Source organism: Gelidibacter sp. (genome assembly GCF_039916245.1).
In the GTDB taxonomy this organism is placed as follows: Bacteria; Bacteroidota; Bacteroidia; order Flavobacteriales; family Flavobacteriaceae; genus Gelidibacter.
In genome coordinates this window covers 1-20,846 of the sequence record NZ_JBDSLS010000172.1, presented here as the reverse complement: position 1 = coordinate 20,846, position 20,846 = coordinate 1, and the positions used below count along the sequence as shown (strand labels likewise).

Genomic DNA, 20,846 nt, shown 5'->3' with positions numbered 1-20,846 from the left:
GACACTAATAGATATGATAACAAAAAATTCGATTTGTTTCTCAAATTAAAAAATGCGGTTCCCGAAAAATCCATCGTTCCTTATAGAATTTCTAAGGTTAACATTTATCCTAGTTACGAAATCTCCGATTCCATTCAAGCAACCACCACACGTTATAAAGACAAAAATTACATTGAGAAAGAAGTGTTTTTCAAGCCGAAATATTTAGATCCTTTCATCCAACTTAAAGAAGGTGAACTTTATAATCCAGAAACTTCACGCAATACGGCCAGACGGCTATCGACCATTGGCGCTTACAAATATGTCAATATTCTATATAGGGAAATCGACAGTTTGGCCACAGACAGTTTAGGTCTTTTGGAAGCCAATATCTATTTGTCCCCTTTAAACAAACGCGCTTTTCGTGCCGAATTGCAAGTAGTTACCAAATCGAATAGCTTTTCAGGCCCTGCTTTAGCATTAACTTACAGCAACCGCAACCTTTTTGGTGGCGGAGAAACCTATAACACCACTTTAAAAGTTGGCTATGAAGCCCAATTGGGAGGCGGGAAAAGCACAGGAAAAAGTAGTTTAGAGTTCGGCTTAAAGAATGAATTGATATTTCCGCGTGTACTTTTCCCTGTCAAAATTAATGATGATTTCTTCAAATATTCCATTCCAAAAACCAAAACATCTATTAGCATTGATTATCTTGACCGAACACAGCTCTATACCTTACTTTCTGGGACGGCTTTATTTGGGTATTATTGGGATGCTAACAGATATGTGACCCATCAAATTAATCCGATTTCCGTGAGCTATACTGATCTCAGGAAAACCACTCCAGAATTTGAACAGATTCTTGAAGACAATCCATTTCTTAAACGCAGTTTTGAACAACAATTTATTTCTGGCCTCAATTATTCATTTACTTATAATGAGATGATTGATGGGCAAAAAACTCATCAAATGTATGTCAATTTCGCATTGGACGTGGCCGGAAACTCCATCAGTCTATTGGCGAAGAAGCATGAAGGGGGCGCTCCGAAAACAGTCTTTGGTTCAGAATACGCACAATATGCCAAAGCAGATCTTGATTTCCATTACCACTTAAATTTTGGCAAACAGCAAACTATAGCAGCACGCTTGTTTGCTGGCTATGGTTTGGCCTATGGCAACTCTGATGTGATTCCTTTTGTAAAACAGTATTATGCCGGCGGCCCTTATAGCGTTCGCGCATTCAAAATCCGCTCTTTAGGCCCAGGCACTTATAACGCCGATGAAGACGTCAATAATCCCACCGGACAAAATTTCGATAAGACAGGAAATATCCGACTGGAAGCAAATCTTGAATACCGATTCCCTATTTATTCTTTTTTTAAAGGCGCCATTTTTGCGGATGCCGGAAACATTTGGAACTCTAAAGAAAACCCAACCTTTGGCGGTAAGGACAAATTTACTAGCAATTTCATAAACGAATTGGGTATGGGCGCCGGCGTTGGTCTTCGAGTGGACATCCAAAGCTTTGTCATCCGATTCGATTTGGCAGCTCCTTTTCATGATCCGTCACTTCCCAAAAAACAACGTTTCAATTTTGACATAGCCAATCCTATCTTGAATTTCGCGATTGGGTATCCGTTTTAACTGTAGTCAGAATTGCATATATTCCCAAGCCACAATTATAGCTTAGACGTTGCTTTTCAAAATTAAATGTAATAACTTTGTAATAACATTTTAGAATTATGGAAGCAGCAATCATAAAAATAGGAAATTCAAAAGGGTTGCGATTGAGCAAAACTATTTTGGAAAAGTATAACATTCAGGATAAAGTACAATTAATCCTTGAAGACGATCAAATCATCCTCAGACCTATCGGCGAACCTCGAAAAGGGTGGGGAAAAGCATTCAAAAAAATGAATTTGGATAACGACGATCAACTTTTGATGGATGCCGTATTTGAAGATGAAAACTTTGAAGAATGGAGCTAAAGCAATACATGATTGTTTTGGTCAATTTGGATCCAACAATCGGAAGTGAAATTCAAAAAACCAGACCTTGCGTCATCATTTCGCCCAACGAGATGAACATGTATTTGAACACGATCATTATTGCTCCTATGACTTCTAGCTTGAAAAAATACCCCACACGAATTTTGGTCAAACATGGCGGAAAAAGTGGAATGATTGTTATCGACCAAATTCGAACGATTGACAAATTCAGAATTATCAAAACATTTGAAACATTAACGAAAACAGAAATAAGCACCTGCAAAGCGATTCTAAAAGAGACTTTTGTAGATTAATAATAGTATCAATGAATATAGAAAACAAAAACAAGTTCATGCTCGAGGCAGTCACTGCGGCGCTGAAAGGCATGCAAAATAATGAAGGCGGTCCGTTTGGCTGCGTCATTGTCAAAGATGGAGAAATTGTAGGACGTGGTAATAACAAAGTGACTTCCAACAACGATCCTACGGCACATGCCGAGATCATGGCCATCCGTGATGCTTGTAAAAACCTGAATACGTTCCAATTGGAAGGCTGTGAAATATATACTTCTTGCGAACCTTGCCCAATGTGTTTTGGCGCTATTTATTGGGCACGACCAGACAAGGTATTTTACGGTTGTAGCCAACAAGATGCTGCCGATATTAACTTTGATGACGAATTCATCTACAAGGAAATCGAATTGCCTTATGAAAAACGAAGCATTCCGTTTGAACAATTGGCACGAGATATCGCCTTGGAACCGTTTCAAAAATGGAGCGAGAAAGAAGATAAAACGGAATATTGATTTAAACTTCTAATTTGTATATTTAATACCAGTATTGTCCGACAAAAGAACCTTGACCAATGCGTTGATAGAAAATAGACTTATTACGTAAAGCATTGAAGACATTAGGCTCAACTTTTTAACAGGACAGCATTAAATTAATATTTCAAAGGTGTAATCATTTTTAATTTTCTTCGACCTAAAACTAACCCTTAACTTTTTCATAAGCTATACTAAAACCCTAAAAACCAATGCAAAAGACATATTACGACCCCGCAGATCTCAAGAAATTTGGGAAAATATCAGAATGGAATGAAGAGCTTGGCAGCAAGTTTTTTGACTATTACAATTCGGTTTTTAAGGAAGGTGCCTTATCTGAGCGCGAAAAATCGCTGATTGCACTTGCTGTATCACATACCATCCAATGCCCTTATTGCATTGACGCCTATACTGGCGACGGTTTGAAACGTGGTATTACCAAAGAAGAAATGATGGAAACACTTCATGTGGCTGCGGCTATTCGTGGCGGTGCATCCTTAGTGCATGGCGTTCAGATGATGAACAAAGTGAATAAATTAGAAATGTGAGCAGTGAACCAATCCTGATTTTTCATCAGGATTGTGTAAATCGCTCATCCCGATATTTCATCGGGATCTGTCGAATAAATGCTTGAAGCTCGAAACATGAAGCATGAAGTTGGAAGCTGCAAGATCCAAGCGAGAAGAACAAAGATGGAAGATCAAAATTAAAAGCATGCCCGCCCGCACGTAGCTTTTTTGAAGTCGGGAACATCAAGGTTCGAAGCCTCAAAACTTGGAACTTAAAACCTTATATATTAAACAAATCAATGATTAAGTCCTTACATAAGCGCGATAGCGAATTAGCAAACAGTAAAAGGCAACTCGAAATTTTATCGAATGGCATTTTCCAGAATGGCGATTTACCAAAATTCAAAGATAAAATTGCCGAAACCGGACAGTTTCCGCTAACCGCCAAAAAACTTGAGATTCTGCAAATTAATGTAGGCTATATGTGCAATCAAGTTTGCGAACATTGCCATGTGGATGCTGGTCCAGATCGAAAGGAAATAATGACCCGAGAAACGATGCTGCAGTGCTTGGAAGTCATTAAAAACACAGGTGCGCATACCTTGGATTTAACAGGTGGCGCGCCAGAAATGAATCCATATTTTCGATGGTTTGTGGAAGAAGCCTCTAAAGTGGGCGTCAAGGATTTTATCGTGCGTTCAAATTTGACGATCATCAGAGCCAACAAAAAATATTACGACCTGCCTGAGTTTTTCAAAGCACACAACACCCATGTCATTTCCTCAATGCCGCATTGGACTAAAGGGAAAACTGACAAACAACGTGGCGATGGTGTTTTTGACAAATCGATAACAGCTTTGCAACAACTAAATGCTGTAGGTTACGGTATGCCGGATAGCGATTTGCGATTGGATTTGGTTTACAATCCATCTGGTGCATTTTTACCAGGCAATCAAGCGAGCATGGAAAAGGACTTTAAAAAAGCATTAATGGATGATTTCGGAATCCAATTTCACAATTTATTTACCATTACCAATTTGCCCATCGCTCGATTTTTGGATTACTTAATTGCTTCCGAAAATTATGAAGATTATATGTACGCGCTCGTGGAAGCTTATAATCCAACAACCGTAAAAAATGTGATGTGCACCAATACCCTTTCTATTTCTTGGGATGGCTATCTATACGACTGCGATTTTAATCAAATGCTAAATTTGCCTGTAAACAGCAAAGTCAAACATATTTCCGACTATAACGAAGAACTTTTAGAGGGCCGAACCATCATGATTTCGCAACATTGTTATGGCTGTACCGCTGGCGCAGGAAGCAGCTGTCAAGGGAGCGTAACTTAGACGAAGTTCAAATTGAAATTGAAATTCAAGTTTGAAAAACTCTGTGATATTTGGGAAAATAATATTTAAGTGCTAGACTTAAAAATTTAGACACTTTTCTTCTAAGTTCCACGGAAGGGTAATTAAAATTTTCGACTTAAAATTCGACTAAAATTCGATTTCAATTTCATTTTCACTTCAAATCGGCTGCTGAGCTTGTCGAAGTATCAATTTTATCGCGCTCCTTGCGGACAACTTAGCGTACCTTGAGGTTAATAACCAATTTATTATTCATTTTCCCGTTTCAACTTCGATTTCAATTTCAACTTCAATTTCAACTTCAATTTCCTCAGATTTTCCATCCTTTTTCCCGAACTTTGAATATTGAATATCAAACCTCGAACTTTCAAGAATGGGTATACTTACCACTAAAGACACGGATGGAGACAATGAAATAAGTTATAACTTTCATTTTCCAACTTCCAAAAAAGCATTGATCATTTTTACTCGAAATCCTGAATTAGGCCAATGTAAAACGCGATTAGCAAAAATGATCGGGGATGTAAATGCGCTTGAAGTCTACAAGTATCTCCTTAATCATACAGCATCCATTTCAAAAGACATTAAAGCAGACCGTTATGTTTTCTATTCTGAAAAAATAAAAAACGAAGACCTTTGGGACTCTAACATCTTCAGAAAAAAACTGCAAAAAGGAGACGATTTAGGAGCACGAATGTCCAATGCTTTTTCAGAATTACTGGAAATAGGCTACGAAAAAGTTGTTATTATTGGCAGTGATCTTTTGGATCTAGATGCCGACCTCGTCAACACTGCTTTTGCAAAACTTGACTTTAATGATGTCGTTATCGGACCGGCACTGGATGGCGGCTATTATTTATTGGGCCTAAAAAATCTGTATCAAAACCTATTTGAAAACAAAGCTTGGGGCACTTCTTCAGTGTTAAAGGACACTTTAAAAGATCTTCAAAACAGCAAAATTCATTTATTGAAAGAATTAAATGATATTGATACCTTTGAGGACATGCAACATTATAATGAACTCAATCAATTTTACAATCCACATGATTAAATCTATAAAAGAAACCACCGATTATTTACAACAAAAAGGCTTCGAAAGTCCAGAAATAGGCATCATCCTTGGCACTGGACTAGGCCAATTGATCAATGAAGTTGAAATACTACATGAAGTAAGCTACAATCACATTCCAAATTTCCCAACCGCAACGGTCGAATTCCATAAAGGCAAGCTCATTTACGGAATTTTAGAAGGTAAAAAAGTCATCATAATGCAAGGCCGTTTTCACATTTATGAAGGCTATTCGCTTCAAGATGTGACCTACCCGGTCCGTATTATGGAAAAATTAGGTATTCACACCCTTTTAGTTTCTAATGCTTCGGGTGCCATCAATCTCAATTATAAAAAAGGAGAATTGATGCTGATTGATGATCATATCAATCTTCAAGGCAGTTCGCCATTGGCTTTTAAAGGTGTGGAACATATGGGAGAACGTTTTGCCGACATGAGCGCTCCTTATGATCCAGAGATCAATTCCAAATTTGAACAGATTGCAAAAACTCATAACATCACGCTTCACAAAGGTGTTTATGCCAGTGTGGTGGGCCCGCAATTGGAAACAAGAGCCGAATACCGAATGCTGAAAATTATTGGTGCCGATGCCGTGGGGATGAGTACGGTTCCTGAAATTATTGTGGCCAATCACTTAAAATTAAAAGTGGCGGCGGTGTCAGTTTTGACCGATGAATGCGACCCAGAGAATCTCAAACCAGTAGATATCACAGAAATTATTGGAATGGCCGAAAAAGCAGAACCTCAAATGATTGTTTTATTTAGAGAGTTGATTAAGAATTTGTGATTTTTGAGACATCACCTTTCAGGTTTCTAAAACCTGAAAGGTCTCTTGAATAGCCAAAATCTAGAAACATGAGCTAAAATCTACAAGTATCGCTTAATTACATTTTTTTAGAATGGAGAAGATTGAAGAAGGTCATTATTATCACATTTATAACAGAGGAAATAATCGAGACATTATTTTCTTTGAACATGATAACTATATGTATTTTCTAAAACTCCTTCAAAAGCATATTGAACCAAATTGCAGTATTTTTTGTTATTGCCTACTTCCTAACCATTTCCATTTATTATTGAGAGTTAATGACAACCTATCAAATCCATCTCAACAGTTCTCAAATTTATTCAATGCATACACCAAAGCGATGAATTTGAAATATAAAAGAACCGGAAGCATTTTTCAGAAACCATTCAAAAGAATTAAGATACTTAAAGAAGAGTATTTAAAAGCTCTAGTTTTATATATTCATCTTAATCCTGAACATCATGATTTATCCAATGACTTTTCAAAATATTCATATTCCTCTTATAAATCGCTTTTATCCAATTTACCCACCAAAATTAAAAGAGATGAAGTGATTTCGTGGTTTGAGGATTTGGAAAATTTTAAGCATGTCCATCTGCGAAGAAAAATGATGATGGACAACGAAATGGAAAATCTTTATATTGAATAAAAACGTAAACAGACCTTTCAGGTTTTGAAAACCTGAAAGGCCTCTCGCAAACTATGGAAAAATACATCGACATTATCTTAAAATCCTATACTGGTTATTGGCGTTACCTCAAATATGAGTTAATTGACATCTCCCATTGGGACAACTATTTTTACGGACTAATTGTGATTTCGTTATTGGTTTGGGCGCTTGAAGCTATGTTTCCTTGGCGGAAAGACCAATCCATATTTAGAGAAGATTTTTGGTTGGACACTTTTTATATGTTCTTCAATTTCTTCCTTCTGAATTTAATTGTTCTTATCGCATTATCAAATACAATTGCCGAGTTTTTCAATGATATTCTTGGTGTTTTTGGCTTGCATATTAACAGCTTACAGGCTTTCAGTGTTAACGATGTCCCGGGCTGGTTGGGCTTGCTCATTTTCTTCATCATCACTGATTTTGTCCAATGGAACACCCATCGATTATTACATCGTGTGCCATGGCTTTGGAATTTCCACAAAGTACATCACAGTGTGAAGGAAATGGGATTCGCTGCACATTTGCGCTATCATTGGATGGAACCTGTAGTTTATAATTCTTTGTTGTACATTCCTATTGCCATTATTGGTGGCTTTGATGCGCAAGATGTTGCCATTGTTTATTTCTTCTCCATTGTTATTGGACATTTGAACCATGCCAATTTGGGTTGGAATTACGGACCTTTAAAATATATTCTTAACAATCCGAAGATGCATATTTGGCATCATGTGAAAGAACTTCCTGAAGATAAACAGCACGGCATCAATTACGGATTGACTTTGAGCCTTTGGGATTATATTTTCAATACGCACCACGTGCCACATGACGGTCGGGATATTGAACTCGGCTTTGAAGATGACGAAGATTTCCCTAAAACCTTTATCAAACAAAGCCTTTATCCGATAAAAACGGAGAAGTGATATTGGATATTTTGAGGATGGAGGTTTGTGGTTTAAAAAGACTAGAAGTTCAGTGCAAATCCAAACAATCAACGTCATCTGTGTTCTATTAAGAATTATTACACAGAGGTACACAAAGCAGGCACAAAGTTCCACAAAGAAAATTTTGTAAATTATTATAAGAACGCATAACCCTATCCAAATTTAAAACTTCAATATTCGGTGTTCGAAATTCAGTATTCTGTATTTCCTTTTTGCTGAAACCACTGATAATTATTATTTTCTATCGTCCTAAAATCTGATTCAACGACCGTTCATTCCTTCCTTTTTCATTAGGATACAATTCTATTAACGTTTCACTTTGGAAAACCTCTTTTGAATCGATATCTACCGCAGATAATTTGCCGTAAAATGCCGCACCAGTATCTACATTCAAAATATTGATGGCCCGCATAGGTCTTTCAGAATTGAAATTAATGGTAGGCGTATGACCAATATAAATCTCGTCATAATGTTTTAGGCGTTTTGGAAATATTTCGGAGTTCTCGTCAATGTGTTTATCCATGGTCAAAGCCATTTCCCAAAGTGTGCGGTCATAATAAAAAGTATTCTCAGAAATTTCTTCTTCCACCCCATGCATTGAGGTAAACCCTGCATGAAGAAACAAACGATTGCGATCATCCAAATAATACAATTTCAGTTGCTCAAAAAACCTCAAATGTTTGTATTTTTCTTCTACTGTAAAACCAGCATAGCTTTGAATGGTTTCCTTTCCACCATGCTCTAACCACACTTGTTCTGCTTTATTACTGCGCAACCAGGTTTCACACCAAACGTCATGGTTTCCTTTTATAAAAATACAGTCATGGGTTTCGGATAATGCTATCAAATAGTGTATGACTCCTGCTGACTCACTCCAACCGTCGACATAATCTCCCACAAAAATCAATCGATCATCCCTTGTGACTTCAGCCCGACTCAAAAGTTGCTTTAAAGCTTTTAATCCGCCATGTATATCGCCTATCACTAAAGTTCTCATTTCAATTCCTACTTTAAAATATTATTATAAATCTGAAAATTCTCATCATCAAAACATACAAAAATGACGGTTTCAACAACGGTACTCTGATAATTCAGAACCGTTTCTATGGCAACTTCTGCCGCTAATCTTTTCGGAAATCCATAGACTCCAGTGCTAATATTCGGAAAGGAAACCGATTTTAAATGATGGGTTTCTGCCAATCTCAAACTGTTCAAGTAGCAATTCGCCAAAAGATGTTTTTGGCTTTCTACATCCGCGTCCTCCTCAAAAATTGGACCTACGGTATGAATCACTTTTTTAGCAGGCAAATTCCCCGCAGTTGTAATAACGGCTTCTCCCGTTTTGCAGCCTCCTTGTTCCTTAATAATAATCTTACAGGCTTGCAAGATTTCAGGACCTCCTACTTTATGGATGGCCCCATCAACCCCACCGCCACCTAACAAAGAGGAATTAGCAGCATTGACAATAGCATCGACATTGATCGTCGTGAGATCACCTTTGAGTAATTTAGTCGTCACTACTGACATTTCTGTACAGATTTTTATGTTTTATATTTATCATAAAATTTCCGAATGACCTTTTCTACAGGTTTATTCTGTGGTGTATATTGCGAATCGGTTTCTCCGCCCACATTCTTATTATCATGAAACCATTTCCATAAAAATCCGCCAGCAAACCAATGTTCATCCCAGATTTCTTCAAACAAGGATTGCATGGCGTTGGATTGCGCTATCAAATTGACTTCAGTCATTGCTCTATCCGCTTCCCAAGGTGCTTTTGCGGCATAATCTACACTCCGGTAACCAAATTCAGTGAACAAAATTGGCTTATGATAGGCTTCCGAAAACAATTTCAAATCGGTTTTATAAACTTCCCAACCCTGTTTACATTCTTCAAGAGTTGGTGTCTTGGCATTACTCAACGGAAAATAAGCATCAATTCCAATATACTCCAACTCGGCCCAAAAAGGGGTACGATCATATTCATTCCAATTGGCGGCATAGGTCAGTTTGCCTTTATATATCTTTCTGATATCCACAATCAGTTTTTTCCAATATTCTGGGCGTTCATCAATAAAACCCTCCAATTCTGTACCGATACAAAAGATTTCAACCTGTGCATCTTGGGCATCTTTAGCATAAGCTAGAATAAAATTAGAATAGGCAGCTTCCAAAGCCTTCCAATCGGTATCATGCGCCATCTTAATAAAACCTGTAAATTCGCCTCGCCAAACCCAAATTTGCGGCTTCATCATTACCTTAATCTGATGTTTATGCAAGGTTTTAATATACTGCTTTACCCCTTCTTCGGTTTCACCAAACCATTGTCTGTCGCTATTGAAGGTAATTTCCGGATGTGCCAACTCCCGAATAAATCCGAAAGGCATCACCGAAGCATAATTAGCATTAAGGTTAACTATAGGGCGAACATTCTTGTCTTCAATCGAGTCTTTTGAAGCTACGAAACTAACGCCGTTTATTTTTTCCGACTTTTCTACCGTCGCACTGCATGAGAGCATCAGACAAAGGGTGAAAAAATATAAAAATCCGAAAAACGCTCTCATCCTCTTTAATTATTCCTAAATTTAAACAAACGGAATTTAAAAAAATTACGTTTTATAAAAAACCTTCGACAAAACTGTCCTAAACACTAAAAATGGAACATATCGTCATCATCGGAAACGGCATTTCTGGCGTCACCGCCGCCAGACATATTCGTAAACTTTCAGATAAAAAGATTACACTAATATCCGCTGAAACCGAGCATTTTTTTTCGCGCACCGCACTCATGTATATTTATATGGGACATATGAAATATGAGCACACCAAGCCTTACGAAGATTGGTTTTGGAAGAAAAATCGTATTAATCTAAAGTTTGGATTCGTTAAAAACATTGAAACAAAAAGCAAAACGCTCCATTTTGAAGATGGCGACAGCATTCAATACGATAAACTGATCGTTTCCACAGGAAGCAAATCAAATAAATTTGGTTGGAAAGGTCAAGATTTAGAAGGCGCTCTTGGCTTATATAGCAAACAGGATGTTGATCAATTAGAAATATTGGCGCCAAATAATGTGGTTTGCAAACGTGCCGTCATCGTGGGCGGCGGCTTGGTAGGCATTGAATTGGCCGAAATGTTACATACCCGAAATATTCCAGTTACTTTTTTGGTTCGGGAAGATAATTTTTGGAATACTATCTTGCCCAATGGCGAAGCACAGATGATCAATAGGCATATTTTAAGTCATGGCATTGATTTACGTTTAAATTCGAATTTAAAAGAAATCAAATCTGATGAAAACGGTAAAGCAAATGCTGTCGTAATCGAAGAAACTGGCGAAGTCATTTCTTGTGATCTGGTCGGATTAACGCCCGGCGTTTCTCCAAATATTGACATCGTCAAAACTTCAGAAATTGAAACTGACCGAGGTGTTTTGGTCAATCGGTTTTTAGAAACTAATATTGAAAATGTATATGCAATTGGCGATTGCGCCCAACAACGCGAGCGAATAGGCAACAGAAAACCCATTGAAGCCGTTTGGTACACAGGAAGAATGATGGGCGAAACGGTGGCACAAACCATCTGCGGGAATCGCATGCCCTACAATCCTGGACATTGGTTCAACTCGGCAAAATTCTTTGAAATTGAATATCAAACGTATGGTTGGGTTTTTGCGAAACCCAAAGATGGCCATGCTCATTTTCATTGGAAACATGATGACGACACGAAATGTATTACCATTGAATATGAACAAGCATCCAACCAGTTTTTAGGCATCAACACGTTTGGCATCCGATTGAAACATGAGGTCTTCGACCGTTGGCTGACTGAAAAACGCTCAGCAGATTATGTGATGGAACATTTAAAAGAAGCTAATTTTGATCCTGAGTTTTTCAAAACTTTTGAAAAGGAGATTTTAACGAAATGGATCAAGACCTCAAAGGTTTCAAAAACCTGTGAGGTCTGGAACAACTAAAAACACAATCATGAGCAACAAAACAAACCCCAGCATGTCACTGGCCAAACCCGATTCACAAGCACTTTCTGCGACCCAGAAAATAGCGGTTGCTATCGGCGTGACTGGATTTTTTATAATGATCTTGGCATTTTTCAATGTCAACTTCCCGAATAAACCTTTATTCCTGACCTTGTCATTGGTCATGATCACTGTTGGCACCATCATTTTTGCCAACAACGCCTATTTAACAAAACATGCTGGCATTAAAAATGACGGGGTTTGGTTCAAATCCATTTCATCACGAGGTGTTTGGGGTTGGGCAACAGGAATTGTATTGACTTTATTTTACATAGTTCTTTATTTTAAAGCCGAATGGTTTGGGCTGGCTGGAAAAGACGAAGAAAATACGGGTTTGATTGCTCTTTTTGATCCATTAAGCCGTCTTTTAAATGGCGGACCTGCGAGCCAGTGGTTTGTTTATGGCACCTTGTACACTGTTGCCATTTTGGTTTTCGGCTATAAATTTATGTTGAAATACCGTCACAACAGATATGAACAAATACGGACAGGTTCGGTAATGTTTTTCCAATTGGCATTTGCTTTTTTGATTCCTGAGTTTATGGCGCGACTGAATTCTGATACGTTCAATCTTCCGTATTACGATTTCAAAAACATTTGGCCACTTAATTACTACAATTTTGACAAATACAGAGTTGACGATTTTATCAGTTCTGGCGATATCGGCTTAGCATTATTAATTTTTGGAATTGTATCGATTTTTATCATCACACCAATCCTAACCTATAAATATGGCAAACGCTGGTACTGCTCATGGGTTTGTGGTTGCGGCGGACTTGCAGAAACTGCTGGAGATCCATTCAGACATTTGAGCGACAAAACCCAAGTGGCTTGGAAAATTGAACGCTGGGTCGTTCATAGCGTGGTGGTTTTTGTGACCTTGATGACCACTGCTGTAATCTATTCTTATTTAGGAACCGATTCCAGTAAATATTGGCTGACGAAAAACATGTTTTTAACTGGTGTCGCCGCTTTACTGACTTTGGTCTTTGCTCTTATCATGATTTTTAAACGCAAAGAATTAGCAAAAGATGCCCAATTTGGAGCCATTGGCTATTTCGTAATTATCATGACATTGATCGGGATGCATTATTTCAGCGGCACAGACCATGTCTTTTTATTCAAGGCCTCAAGTCTTAAAATGTGGTACGGATTCATCATTGGCGCCATATTTTCTGGTGTGATTGGTGTGGGCTTTTATCCTATTTTTGGAAATAGAGTATGGTGCCGATTCGGTTGTCCAATGGCCGCTATTTTAGGACTTCAACAGCGTTTATTTTCAAGATTTAGGATTACCACCAACGGCGGACAATGTATCTCCTGCGGAAATTGCTCCACCTATTGTGAAATGGGAATTGATGTCCGCGCTTATGCCCAAAAAGGCGAAAACATTGTGCGTAGTAGCTGTGTGGGTTGTGGCATTTGTGCGGCAGTGTGCCCGCGTGGCGTTTTAAAACTGGAAAATGATACTATGAAAGGACGCATTAACAGCAATGACATCTTATTGGGGAATGATGTGGATTTGATGGATTTGGTCAATCAGAAGTAAGGTTCAGTATTCAGTCGCAGTATTCAGAGGATTTGGAATAAATCAAAAGAGGTTTAAAAAATCACAAGTGAAACACGAATTATTTATTTTGGATATCTCATTAAGATAAACTGAGGAAACTCAGACGTTCATTGAGCTTTTTTTATCGTACTATAGTTTTTAAATCTAACAAATTTCTCCGTGGAACTCTGCCGAAAACTCAGCGCATCTCCGTGTACCCAAATTCAGAAAACAATCTTACTTTTGCTCCTTCATTAATCCAACCAAATGCCCAACATCAAAGTCATTATTCCCGCTTATAACGAAGCAGATTCCATTGCGCTCGTCATCAATGACATTCCCTCAATAGTCAATGAAGTGATTGTCGTAAACAACAATTCAACCGACAAAACCGCTGAAGTTGCTCAAAAAGCTGGCGCCACTGTGTTATTTCAACCTCAAATGGGCTACGGTAATGCCTGTTTAAAAGGCATGGAATATGTTGCCAGCTTATCTCAAAAACCAGATATCATCGTTTTTATGGACGGCGATTATAGCGACTATCCCGATGAATTGACCAAAATTGTAAAACCAATTATTAAAGATAATCTCGATTTTGTTATTGGCGCAAGAGTCGGTCGTTTACAAGAAAAAGGTTCTATGATGCCTCAACAGCATTTTGGAAACTGGTTGGCCACATTTTTAATGCGTATTTTATTTGGCGCAAAATTTACTGACCTTGGTCCGTTCAGAGCCATCAAGTATCAAAAACTCCTTGATTTACAGATGCAAGACAAAACTTATGGATGGACCATTGAAATGCAATTAAAGGCGCTGAAGCAAAATTTAACCTATATTGAAGTCCCTTTAAAATATAAAAAAAGAATTGGGGTCTCAAAAGTATCAGGAACCATAAAAGGTTCTATCTTTGCGGGCGTAAAAATCCTAGGTTGGATTTTTAAATATAGTTTTAAAAAATGATTCTAGAATCCTTAATAATAGTTGTTTACACGATTGCTCTCCTACTTATTTTACTGTATGCATTAGCGCAACTTAATCTGTTATTTAATTATTTAGCTTCCAAAAAAATCAAGGACACGTCAGAGCTTTTTGACTTTTCCAATCCTGAAGAAGTACCTTTTGTGACCATCCAGCTGCCTGTTTACAACGAAATGTATGTGATGGAAAGACTTTTGGACAACATCGCCTTGATCGATTATCCTAGAGAGAAACTGGAAATTCAAGTGCTCGATGACTCTACAGACGAAACAGTTGCGACCACTTTGGCGCACGTTCAAAAATTAAAAGAAACAGGTTTGGATATTCAACATATCCGACGTGCTGATCGTAGCGGTTTTAAAGCAGGTGCCTTAAAAGAAGGTTTAAAAATCGCCAAAGGTGAGTATATCGCCATTTTTGATGCCGATTTTTTACCACAACCTAATTGGTTAAAACTAACCATTCCTTACTTTAAGGATGAGAATATTGGCGTGGTTCAAACTCGTTGGGGACATCTCAACAGAAACTATTCCGTACTTACAAAAATACAAGCTTTTGCCCTCGATGCGCATTTCACATTAGAACAAGTGGGTCGAAACAGCAAGGGTCATTTCATCAATTTTAACGGAACCGCCGGTGTATGGCGTAAAGCCTGTATTCTTGATGCCGGAAACTGGGAAGGCGACACACTTACCGAAGATTTGGATTTAAGCTATAGAGCACAACTTAAAAACTGGAAATTCAAGTATTTGGAAGATGTTGAAACCCCTGCCGAATTACCTGTAGTCATTAGTGCGGCGCGTTCACAACAATTCCGTTGGAACAAAGGCGGTGCCGAAAACTTCAGAAAAATGATGTGGCGCGTGTTAACCTCCAAAAACATTACATTCAAAACAAAGGTTCACGGCCTGTTGCATTTATTGAACAGTACCATGTTTTTAAACGTATTTTTAGTTGCGGTGTTAAGTATCCCAATGCTTTATATCAAAAACGAATATGCCCATTTAAGGTTCTACTTTTATTTCATGAGCTTTTTCGTAGTGAGCACGATTATCTTTTTTGTTTGCTATTGGATGATGTTCAGACAGATTTACGGCAAAGGATTTAAAAATTTCTTTGAATACGTCGTCTTGTTTTTCACATTTTTCTCCATTGCCATGGGCTTTTCATTACACAACTCCATTGCCGTTATTGAAGGACATATGGGAAAACGAAGTGAATTTGTAAGAACGCCAAAATTCAATATCAGTTCATTAAAAGACACCTGGAAAGGCAATAAATATTTGCGTAAAAAAATCTCTGTCAACGTTATTTTTGAAGGTGCTTTGATGCTCTATTTCGGCTTCGGACTCTACAGTGCTTTTGTGGTGGGCGACCAAGGTGGCGATTTCGGATTATTCCCTTTCCACTTGATGCTTTTTGCAGGTTTTGGATTCGTATTCTTTAAATCGTTGACTTCAAAGGTCTAAAAATAATTATAGGATTTATTATTTGGGCGTTACCTTTCGCCAACCTTACTTGATCAAAGATTTAGTATGGGCTTTGGCTCAAGGTCGGGTTTTCCGCTATATCTTTTACAGAAACAGCTGCCTTATCGGGCAGCTGTTTCTGTAAAAGGATGCCGCTGCAACCCCTAACGCAAATATGGAATATTTGAAATCCTCGATATTTATATTCACTATTGTCCGGTAAAGAATTAAGACCGCTCTGCTGATAGAACCATGAACAAAGACTTATAACGTAATTAATTGAAATTATGAACTGTGAAATTCATAATTTGAATGAATTATGATGTTTTAGCAACAGTTTTCAAAATCCGAGAAATGAAGGGGATTGAGAATCAAAAACGTTCAAAGACCTTTATTGATAATTATTCTTAGAAGATCAACGCAACTTTAGTCGGACAACAATGATTTATATTTTTAAAAATATAAGCTATCAATATTCCCTAACGCAAATCGTCATTCCATAATATTTCGCCGTTGACATTAACCATCCATTCTGAAAACAACTTATCTTGCCTTGAATAAATCATTTTGCTTTAATAGTTGAGCATTTTTAAAACAACAAAAGTTGAATCCCACGTTTTTTAAATCCCATAAAACCCCGCTTTTATTTACGCTTTTTAGCGTGGCGTTTTACCTGTCATTCGCTTATGATTTGGTGCGGACGGATTATATAAAACTCATTTCACTCTATTCGGCATTATTCTTTTTATTCTACAAACTCGTACAAACCGGCAATTCAGATTTCAAGTTTTTATTGGGAATGGCCATACTTTTCCGAATTGTATTCCTATTTGCAACCCCCAATCTATCGCAGGATTTTTATCGCTTTATTTGGGATGGACGCATGATTTTAGCAGGTTTCAATCCTTATCTCTTTACTCCAGAATCCTTTATTAGTAGCAGCACATTTCCTGTCGCGCAAGCCCAGGAACTCTATTACGGTATGGGCGCGCTCAACGCAAGCCACTTTACAAATTACCCGCCCATCAAACAATTTATTTTTATGGTGGCCGCCTTCATCTCAGGAAAGAGCATTTTAGGATCAGCCATCGTGTTTAGGCTATTTATTATTGCTGCCGACATTGGAACCTTATATGTCGGAAAAAAACTATTAGAGCGCTTAAAAATGCCCGTTCACACTATCTTCTGGTACATTCTTAATCCTTTTATTATTATTGAATTGACCGGAAACCTGCATTTTGAAGGCATCATGATCTTCTTTCTTCTATTGAGCCTGTATCTTTTACATTTGGGGAAATGGAAATCTGCCGCGGTCAGCTTTGCGCTTTCTGTTTCTGTCAAATTGATCCCGTTATTGCTGCTTCCTTTATTTTTTCAATATTTCACCAAAAAGAATACGGCCATCCATAACTCAGATCAAACCAACATAGTTTCGACATCTGCTGCTCTCGGTCTGCCAAAATTATTAGGCTTTTATGGTATTATCGGTGTGACGACCTTGCTTTTGTTCGCACCATTCTTTTCCTCTGAATTCATTCAAAATTACTCCAAAACAGTAGGACTCTGGTTCAGTGCTTTTGAGTTTAACGCAAGCCTTTATTATGTTGCCAGAGAAATTGGCTATCGGTTAACAGGCTACAATCAAATTGCGTTCATTGGGAAATTTATTCCAATGTTGACCATTTTAACCGTTTTAATATTGACCTTCTTCCGTAAAAACACAAGCATCAAACACCTGATCGTGAGCATGCTTTTTGCAGTAAGTATTTACTATTTTATTTCGACAACGATCCATCCTTGGTACTTGGCAACGCTTTTAATTTTGTCCATTTTTACCACTTATAAATTCCCGTTGGTGTGGTCTTTCATGATTATCTTGAGTTATCTATCGTATACCAACACACAACATTCCGAAAACCCTTGGATTATAGGCTTGGAATATCTCATCGTTTATGCGGTTTTTATTTGGGAAGTCTTCATAAAAAAAGACCGCCAAAAGGCAGTCTTTCATATATAATAATGTTGGTATTATAATTTTTTCAAGTGTGTGATGGTATAAATTTCATCTTCTTGATCAAATCCATCTTCATCTTTGCTTTTCACTATTTTGACGTTATAAGTAACTTCAAATTTTTGATTCACAAATAGTTCTCCCTCCAAATCAAATTCCTTCATTACGGCGTCATCAACCTTTTGGAAGGTCATGGTAAAGTCAGAACCATTGTCTTTGTGTTGGGTAATAAAATTATAGCCATAGCCTTCATTACCATCATAAACTCCAATTATATTTGAATCTTGAGCGGTGTCATAAAGCGCTGGTGCATTTAAAGGAAAAGGCTTTACCGACATCAAAAGAAAGCATAAAATCGGAATGGCCATTAAAAGTTTTGTTTTCATATTATTTTCAATTTTAGATAGGAAATATTGGTTTTTCGGAAGTTAGCCACAACAAGTCCGATTACTTTTAGCCACTCCATCCCGATGAAGTTTGCACGTGGATATCAATTGATAATAACGACTACTATAAATATTTTTTAATTAAGCGTTGAAAACATCAGATGATTTGGCAAAGCATTTAAACTCTACCGTATAATCATTAGGATCTTTAACAAAGAAGGACTGATGTTCGCCAGTTTTGTTTTCCAAAAACTTGACTTCAGAAGCAATTGGAATGTTCTTTGAATCCAAGCGCTCACGAACTTTGTTCCACTCTTCTTTTTTTAATATCACGCCAAAATGGAAGGAAGGTAATATATCTCCATTAAAATTATAACTTTTAGAGTCAAATTTAAAAGGTCCACATTCGGTAAATGTAATTTGATGGTCAAACAAATTAACGTCTGCCCATTTAACCGCGGAACGCCCTATATCGGCTCCAAGAATGTCTTTATAAAATACTCGCGTTTTGTTGATGCTTACACATGGTAAAGCCAAATGGAATTGTGTTGTCATAATTTGTTGGTTTTTGTCTGGTATTTATTTTGCTTGTCATCAGGATGCCTTTCGCGACTTAAACAAGCGGTAGAATATCAGATCGATTTATTGACATGTATGTTAAAGTTACATTATTTTTTAATGCCAAATATATTTCACTTAACTTATTTAAAACGCGCAATAAGTGCCACAAACAAAAAAAAGTTGCCATTTACAGGCAACTTTTAAATTAATATGATATCATGAATCTATGCAAATAGTTCATGGCTATAAACTTATAAATTGACAACTAATCTTCCTCTTCGTCCAATTCAACTTCCACATCGTCATCACCCAACTCAGGATCTTGAACTGCATCCGGATCATCACCTTCAAAATCTTCATAATCGTCTTCGTCGTAGTTTTCCATAGTAATCTGCAGTTTAGTGCTCACTTTCACTAAATACTTAGTGTCGCTCGTGGTCACTTCAACAGCTTCTACAATTTCATTGTTGGCATTTTTGAAGGTAATGATGTTATCATCATCATAACCATCAGGATATTTTTCAACCAACAAGGATAGAATCTCTGGTGTCAATTTTTTAAAATCAACAATTACGCGCTTTAGATTGTCTTTTTTGTTACCCATAATAATTACATGTCTAATAGATACGCAAATATAAGTGGTGCCACAATAGTAGCATCACTTTCTATTATAAATTTTGGGGTATCTATATTTAATTTCCCCCAGGTTATTTTTTCATTCGGAACGGCTCCTGAATAAGATCCGTAACTTGTTGTAGAGTCACTGATTTGGCAGAAATAGCTCCAAAACGGTGTGTCTGGTCGCTCCATATCTTGGTACAACATTGGCACCACACATATTGGGAAATCTCCTGAAATACCACCTCCAATTTGGAAGAATCCAATACCGTTTTCAGAATTATTAGTGTACCAATCAGCCAAGAACGTCATATATTCGATTCCTGATTTCATGGTGCTTGCTTTCAATTCGCCTTTAAGAACATAGCTGGCAAAAATATTACCCATGGTGCTATCTTCCCAACCTGGTACAATTATAGGTAAATTTTTCTCTGCTGCTGCAAACATCCAAGAATTTTTTATGTCTATTTCATAATATTGCTCAAGCACACCGCTCAACAACATTTTGTACATAAACTCATGTGGGAAAAAGCGCTCACCGTTATCTTCTGCATCTTTCCAGATTTTGAAAATATGCTTTTGTAAACGTCTGAAAGCTTCCTCCTCTGGAATACAAGTGTCCGTAACACGGTTCAAACCCTTTTCCATCAAATCCCACTCATCTTGCGGGGTTAAATCACGGTAGTTAGGCACACGTTTGTAGTGTGAATGCGCCACTAAGTTCATGATATCTTCTTCAAGATTGGCTCCTGTAGAGGAAATGATTTGTACTTTATCCTTACGGATCATTTCTGCAAATACTTTACCTATTTCAGCCGTACTCATGGCACCTGCCAATGAGACTAGCATTTTTGAGCCATTTGCTAATTGGGCTTCATAGCCTTTAGCGGCATCTACCAATGCAGCAGCGTTAAAGTGTAAATAGTACTTTTCAATAAAATTAGAAATAGGTCCTTTAGTTGTCATCGTCATCGAATTTAGAATATTTAATTGTACTTGAACTGGATTCGTTAAAGTTACTTTCGTAACTATCATCTACATTATCGTCCAAGAATTTATAGGTTAACATTTTGTAATA

The 20,846-nt window shown here is 37.5% G+C and carries 22 protein-coding genes; 15 read left to right on the top strand and 7 right to left on the bottom strand.

Annotated features, from left to right (window positions below):
* The 10 genes from ABIQ28_RS09190 to ABIQ28_RS09145 form a co-directional block, all read left to right on the top strand.
* Positions 1 to 1,623: BamA/TamA family outer membrane protein (locus ABIQ28_RS09190; protein WP_348036591.1), on the top strand; the 1,623-nt coding region annotated here is incomplete at its 5' end.
* Positions 1,624 to 1,721: 98 nt separating this feature from the next.
* Entirely contained in the window at positions 1,722 to 1,967 is a 246-nt protein-coding gene (locus tag ABIQ28_RS09185) for an AbrB/MazE/SpoVT family DNA-binding domain-containing protein (RefSeq protein WP_348036590.1), read from the top strand.
* The gene (locus tag ABIQ28_RS09180; RefSeq protein ID WP_348036589.1) at positions 1,958 to 2,281 is read left to right on the top strand and encodes a type II toxin-antitoxin system PemK/MazF family toxin; all 324 of its coding nucleotides are present in this window, start codon (positions 1,958 to 1,960) and stop codon (positions 2,279 to 2,281) included. Before ABIQ28_RS09185 ends, ABIQ28_RS09180 begins: the two co-directional genes overlap by 10 nt.
* Positions 2,282 to 2,292: 11 nt before the next feature.
* Positions 2,293 to 2,772 carry a nucleoside deaminase gene (locus tag ABIQ28_RS09175; RefSeq protein ID WP_348036588.1) on the top strand — a complete coding sequence of 160 codons (480 nt, stop codon included), beginning with the start codon at positions 2,293 to 2,295 and terminating at the stop codon, positions 2,770 to 2,772.
* Positions 2,773 to 3,002: 230 nt separating this feature from the next.
* Entirely contained in the window at positions 3,003 to 3,338 is a 336-nt protein-coding gene (locus ABIQ28_RS09170; RefSeq protein ID WP_348036587.1) for an arsenosugar biosynthesis-associated peroxidase-like protein, read from the top strand.
* Between the two features lie 260 nt (positions 3,339 to 3,598).
* On the top strand, positions 3,599 to 4,651 hold the full coding sequence (gene arsS / locus ABIQ28_RS09165; RefSeq protein ID WP_348036586.1) for an arsenosugar biosynthesis radical SAM (seleno)protein ArsS: 1,053 nt from the start codon (positions 3,599 to 3,601) through the stop codon (positions 4,649 to 4,651).
* Positions 4,652 to 5,042: 391 nt separating this feature from the next.
* Positions 5,043 to 5,720 carry a TIGR04282 family arsenosugar biosynthesis glycosyltransferase gene (locus ABIQ28_RS09160; RefSeq protein WP_348036585.1) on the top strand — a complete coding sequence of 226 codons (678 nt, stop codon included), beginning with the start codon at positions 5,043 to 5,045 and terminating at the stop codon, positions 5,718 to 5,720.
* Positions 5,713 to 6,525 (top strand): purine-nucleoside phosphorylase, encoded by an 813-nt coding sequence (locus tag ABIQ28_RS09155; protein WP_348036584.1) that lies wholly within the window; start codon positions 5,713 to 5,715, stop codon positions 6,523 to 6,525. The genes ABIQ28_RS09160 and ABIQ28_RS09155 overlap by 8 nt, the downstream gene beginning before the upstream one ends.
* Before the next feature lie 112 nt (positions 6,526 to 6,637).
* Positions 6,638 to 7,195, top strand: a complete 558-nt coding sequence (locus tag ABIQ28_RS09150; RefSeq protein WP_348036583.1) for a transposase — start codon at positions 6,638 to 6,640, stop codon at positions 7,193 to 7,195.
* Positions 7,196 to 7,248: 53 nt separating this feature from the next.
* Positions 7,249 to 8,136, top strand: coding sequence for a sterol desaturase family protein (locus ABIQ28_RS09145; RefSeq protein WP_348036582.1), 888 nt, complete (start codon positions 7,249 to 7,251; stop codon positions 8,134 to 8,136).
* Positions 8,137 to 8,398: 262 nt separating this feature from the next.
* On the opposite strand, the gene ABIQ28_RS09140 is transcribed toward ABIQ28_RS09145, so the two are convergent.
* The 3 genes from ABIQ28_RS09140 to ABIQ28_RS09130 are packed head-to-tail and all read right to left on the bottom strand — an operon-like array spanning position 8,399 to position 10,676.
* On the bottom strand, positions 8,399 to 9,154 hold the full coding sequence (locus ABIQ28_RS09140; RefSeq protein WP_348036581.1) for a metallophosphoesterase family protein: 756 nt from the start codon (positions 9,152 to 9,154) through the stop codon (positions 8,399 to 8,401).
* An 8-nt stretch (positions 9,155 to 9,162) separates the two neighbouring features.
* Complete coding sequence (locus tag ABIQ28_RS09135; RefSeq protein ID WP_348036580.1) at positions 9,163 to 9,684, bottom strand: O-acetyl-ADP-ribose deacetylase; 522 nt, start codon at positions 9,682 to 9,684, stop codon at positions 9,163 to 9,165.
* A gap of 14 nt (positions 9,685 to 9,698) precedes the next feature.
* Positions 9,699 to 10,676 (bottom strand): glycoside hydrolase, encoded by a 978-nt coding sequence (locus tag ABIQ28_RS09130; RefSeq protein WP_348036579.1) that lies wholly within the window; start codon positions 10,674 to 10,676, stop codon positions 9,699 to 9,701.
* Positions 10,677 to 10,813: 137 nt separating this feature from the next.
* On the opposite strand from ABIQ28_RS09130, the gene ABIQ28_RS09125 reads away from it, so the two are divergent.
* From ABIQ28_RS09125 to mptB, 5 genes are all read left to right on the top strand, one after another.
* Positions 10,814 to 12,136, top strand: coding sequence for an FAD/NAD(P)-binding oxidoreductase (locus ABIQ28_RS09125; protein WP_348036578.1), 1,323 nt, complete (start codon positions 10,814 to 10,816; stop codon positions 12,134 to 12,136).
* Positions 12,137 to 12,146: 10 nt separating this feature from the next.
* The gene (locus ABIQ28_RS09120; RefSeq protein ID WP_348036577.1) at positions 12,147 to 13,745 is read left to right on the top strand and encodes a 4Fe-4S dicluster domain-containing protein; all 1,599 of its coding nucleotides are present in this window, start codon (positions 12,147 to 12,149) and stop codon (positions 13,743 to 13,745) included.
* A gap of 267 nt (positions 13,746 to 14,012) precedes the next feature.
* On the top strand, positions 14,013 to 14,705 hold the full coding sequence (locus ABIQ28_RS09115; RefSeq protein ID WP_348036576.1) for a glycosyltransferase family 2 protein: 693 nt from the start codon (positions 14,013 to 14,015) through the stop codon (positions 14,703 to 14,705).
* Positions 14,702 to 16,192, top strand: coding sequence for a cellulose synthase family protein (locus tag ABIQ28_RS09110; RefSeq protein WP_348036575.1), 1,491 nt, complete (start codon positions 14,702 to 14,704; stop codon positions 16,190 to 16,192). The genes ABIQ28_RS09115 and ABIQ28_RS09110 overlap by 4 nt, the downstream gene beginning before the upstream one ends.
* 604 nt (positions 16,193 to 16,796) lie before the next feature.
* The gene (gene mptB, locus ABIQ28_RS09105) at positions 16,797 to 18,209 is read left to right on the top strand and encodes a polyprenol phosphomannose-dependent alpha 1,6 mannosyltransferase MptB (RefSeq protein ID WP_348036574.1); all 1,413 of its coding nucleotides are present in this window, start codon (positions 16,797 to 16,799) and stop codon (positions 18,207 to 18,209) included.
* A gap of 11 nt (positions 18,210 to 18,220) precedes the next feature.
* Here the strand turns inward: mptB and ABIQ28_RS09100 are convergent, their stop codons facing one another.
* The 4 genes from ABIQ28_RS09100 to ABIQ28_RS09085 form a co-directional block, all read right to left on the bottom strand.
* Entirely contained in the window at positions 18,221 to 18,589 is a 369-nt protein-coding gene (locus tag ABIQ28_RS09100; RefSeq protein WP_348036573.1) for a hypothetical protein, read from the bottom strand.
* Between the two features lie 141 nt (positions 18,590 to 18,730).
* A complete protein-coding gene (locus tag ABIQ28_RS09095; RefSeq protein WP_348036572.1) occupies positions 18,731 to 19,144 on the bottom strand; it encodes a VOC family protein in 414 nt (137 codons plus the stop codon).
* A gap of 271 nt (positions 19,145 to 19,415) precedes the next feature.
* A complete protein-coding gene (locus ABIQ28_RS09090; protein ID WP_348036571.1) occupies positions 19,416 to 19,754 on the bottom strand; it encodes a hypothetical protein in 339 nt (112 codons plus the stop codon).
* Between the two features lie 5 nt (positions 19,755 to 19,759).
* A complete protein-coding gene (locus ABIQ28_RS09085; protein ID WP_348036570.1) occupies positions 19,760 to 20,734 on the bottom strand; it encodes a deoxyhypusine synthase family protein in 975 nt (324 codons plus the stop codon).
* Between the last annotated feature and the right edge of the window lie 112 nt (positions 20,735 to 20,846).

Excerpts from the sequence above, each read along its gene's own strand:
- ABIQ28_RS09185 (WP_348036590.1), top strand. The coding sequence starts at position 1,722 with ATGGAAGCAGCAATCATAAAAATAGGAAATTCAAAAGGGTTGCGATTG.
- ABIQ28_RS09180 (WP_348036589.1), top strand. The coding sequence starts at position 1,958 with ATGGAGCTAAAGCAATACATGATTGTTTTGGTCAATTTGGATCCAACA.
- ABIQ28_RS09175 (WP_348036588.1), top strand. The coding sequence starts at position 2,293 with ATGAATATAGAAAACAAAAACAAGTTCATGCTCGAGGCAGTCACTGCG.
- ABIQ28_RS09170 (WP_348036587.1), top strand. The coding sequence starts at position 3,003 with ATGCAAAAGACATATTACGACCCCGCAGATCTCAAGAAATTTGGGAAA.
- arsS (WP_348036586.1), top strand. The coding sequence starts at position 3,599 with ATGATTAAGTCCTTACATAAGCGCGATAGCGAATTAGCAAACAGTAAA.
- ABIQ28_RS09160 (WP_348036585.1), top strand. The coding sequence starts at position 5,043 with ATGGGTATACTTACCACTAAAGACACGGATGGAGACAATGAAATAAGT.
- ABIQ28_RS09155 (WP_348036584.1), top strand. The coding sequence starts at position 5,713 with ATGATTAAATCTATAAAAGAAACCACCGATTATTTACAACAAAAAGGC.
- ABIQ28_RS09150 (WP_348036583.1), top strand. The coding sequence starts at position 6,638 with ATGGAGAAGATTGAAGAAGGTCATTATTATCACATTTATAACAGAGGA.
- ABIQ28_RS09145 (WP_348036582.1), top strand. The coding sequence starts at position 7,249 with ATGGAAAAATACATCGACATTATCTTAAAATCCTATACTGGTTATTGG.
- ABIQ28_RS09140 (WP_348036581.1), bottom strand. The coding sequence starts at position 9,154 with ATGAGAACTTTAGTGATAGGCGATATACATGGCGGATTAAAAGCTTTA.
- ABIQ28_RS09135 (WP_348036580.1), bottom strand. The coding sequence starts at position 9,684 with ATGTCAGTAGTGACGACTAAATTACTCAAAGGTGATCTCACGACGATC.
- ABIQ28_RS09130 (WP_348036579.1), bottom strand. The coding sequence starts at position 10,676 with ATGCTCTCATGCAGTGCGACGGTAGAAAAGTCGGAAAAAATAAACGGC.
- ABIQ28_RS09125 (WP_348036578.1), top strand. The coding sequence starts at position 10,814 with ATGGAACATATCGTCATCATCGGAAACGGCATTTCTGGCGTCACCGCC.
- ABIQ28_RS09120 (WP_348036577.1), top strand. The coding sequence starts at position 12,147 with ATGAGCAACAAAACAAACCCCAGCATGTCACTGGCCAAACCCGATTCA.
- ABIQ28_RS09115 (WP_348036576.1), top strand. The coding sequence starts at position 14,013 with ATGCCCAACATCAAAGTCATTATTCCCGCTTATAACGAAGCAGATTCC.
- ABIQ28_RS09110 (WP_348036575.1), top strand. The coding sequence starts at position 14,702 with ATGATTCTAGAATCCTTAATAATAGTTGTTTACACGATTGCTCTCCTA.
- ABIQ28_RS09100 (WP_348036573.1), bottom strand. The coding sequence starts at position 18,589 with ATGAAAACAAAACTTTTAATGGCCATTCCGATTTTATGCTTTCTTTTG.
- ABIQ28_RS09095 (WP_348036572.1), bottom strand. The coding sequence starts at position 19,144 with ATGACAACACAATTCCATTTGGCTTTACCATGTGTAAGCATCAACAAA.
- ABIQ28_RS09090 (WP_348036571.1), bottom strand. The coding sequence starts at position 19,754 with ATGGGTAACAAAAAAGACAATCTAAAGCGCGTAATTGTTGATTTTAAA.
- ABIQ28_RS09085 (WP_348036570.1), bottom strand. The coding sequence starts at position 20,734 with ATGACAACTAAAGGACCTATTTCTAATTTTATTGAAAAGTACTATTTA.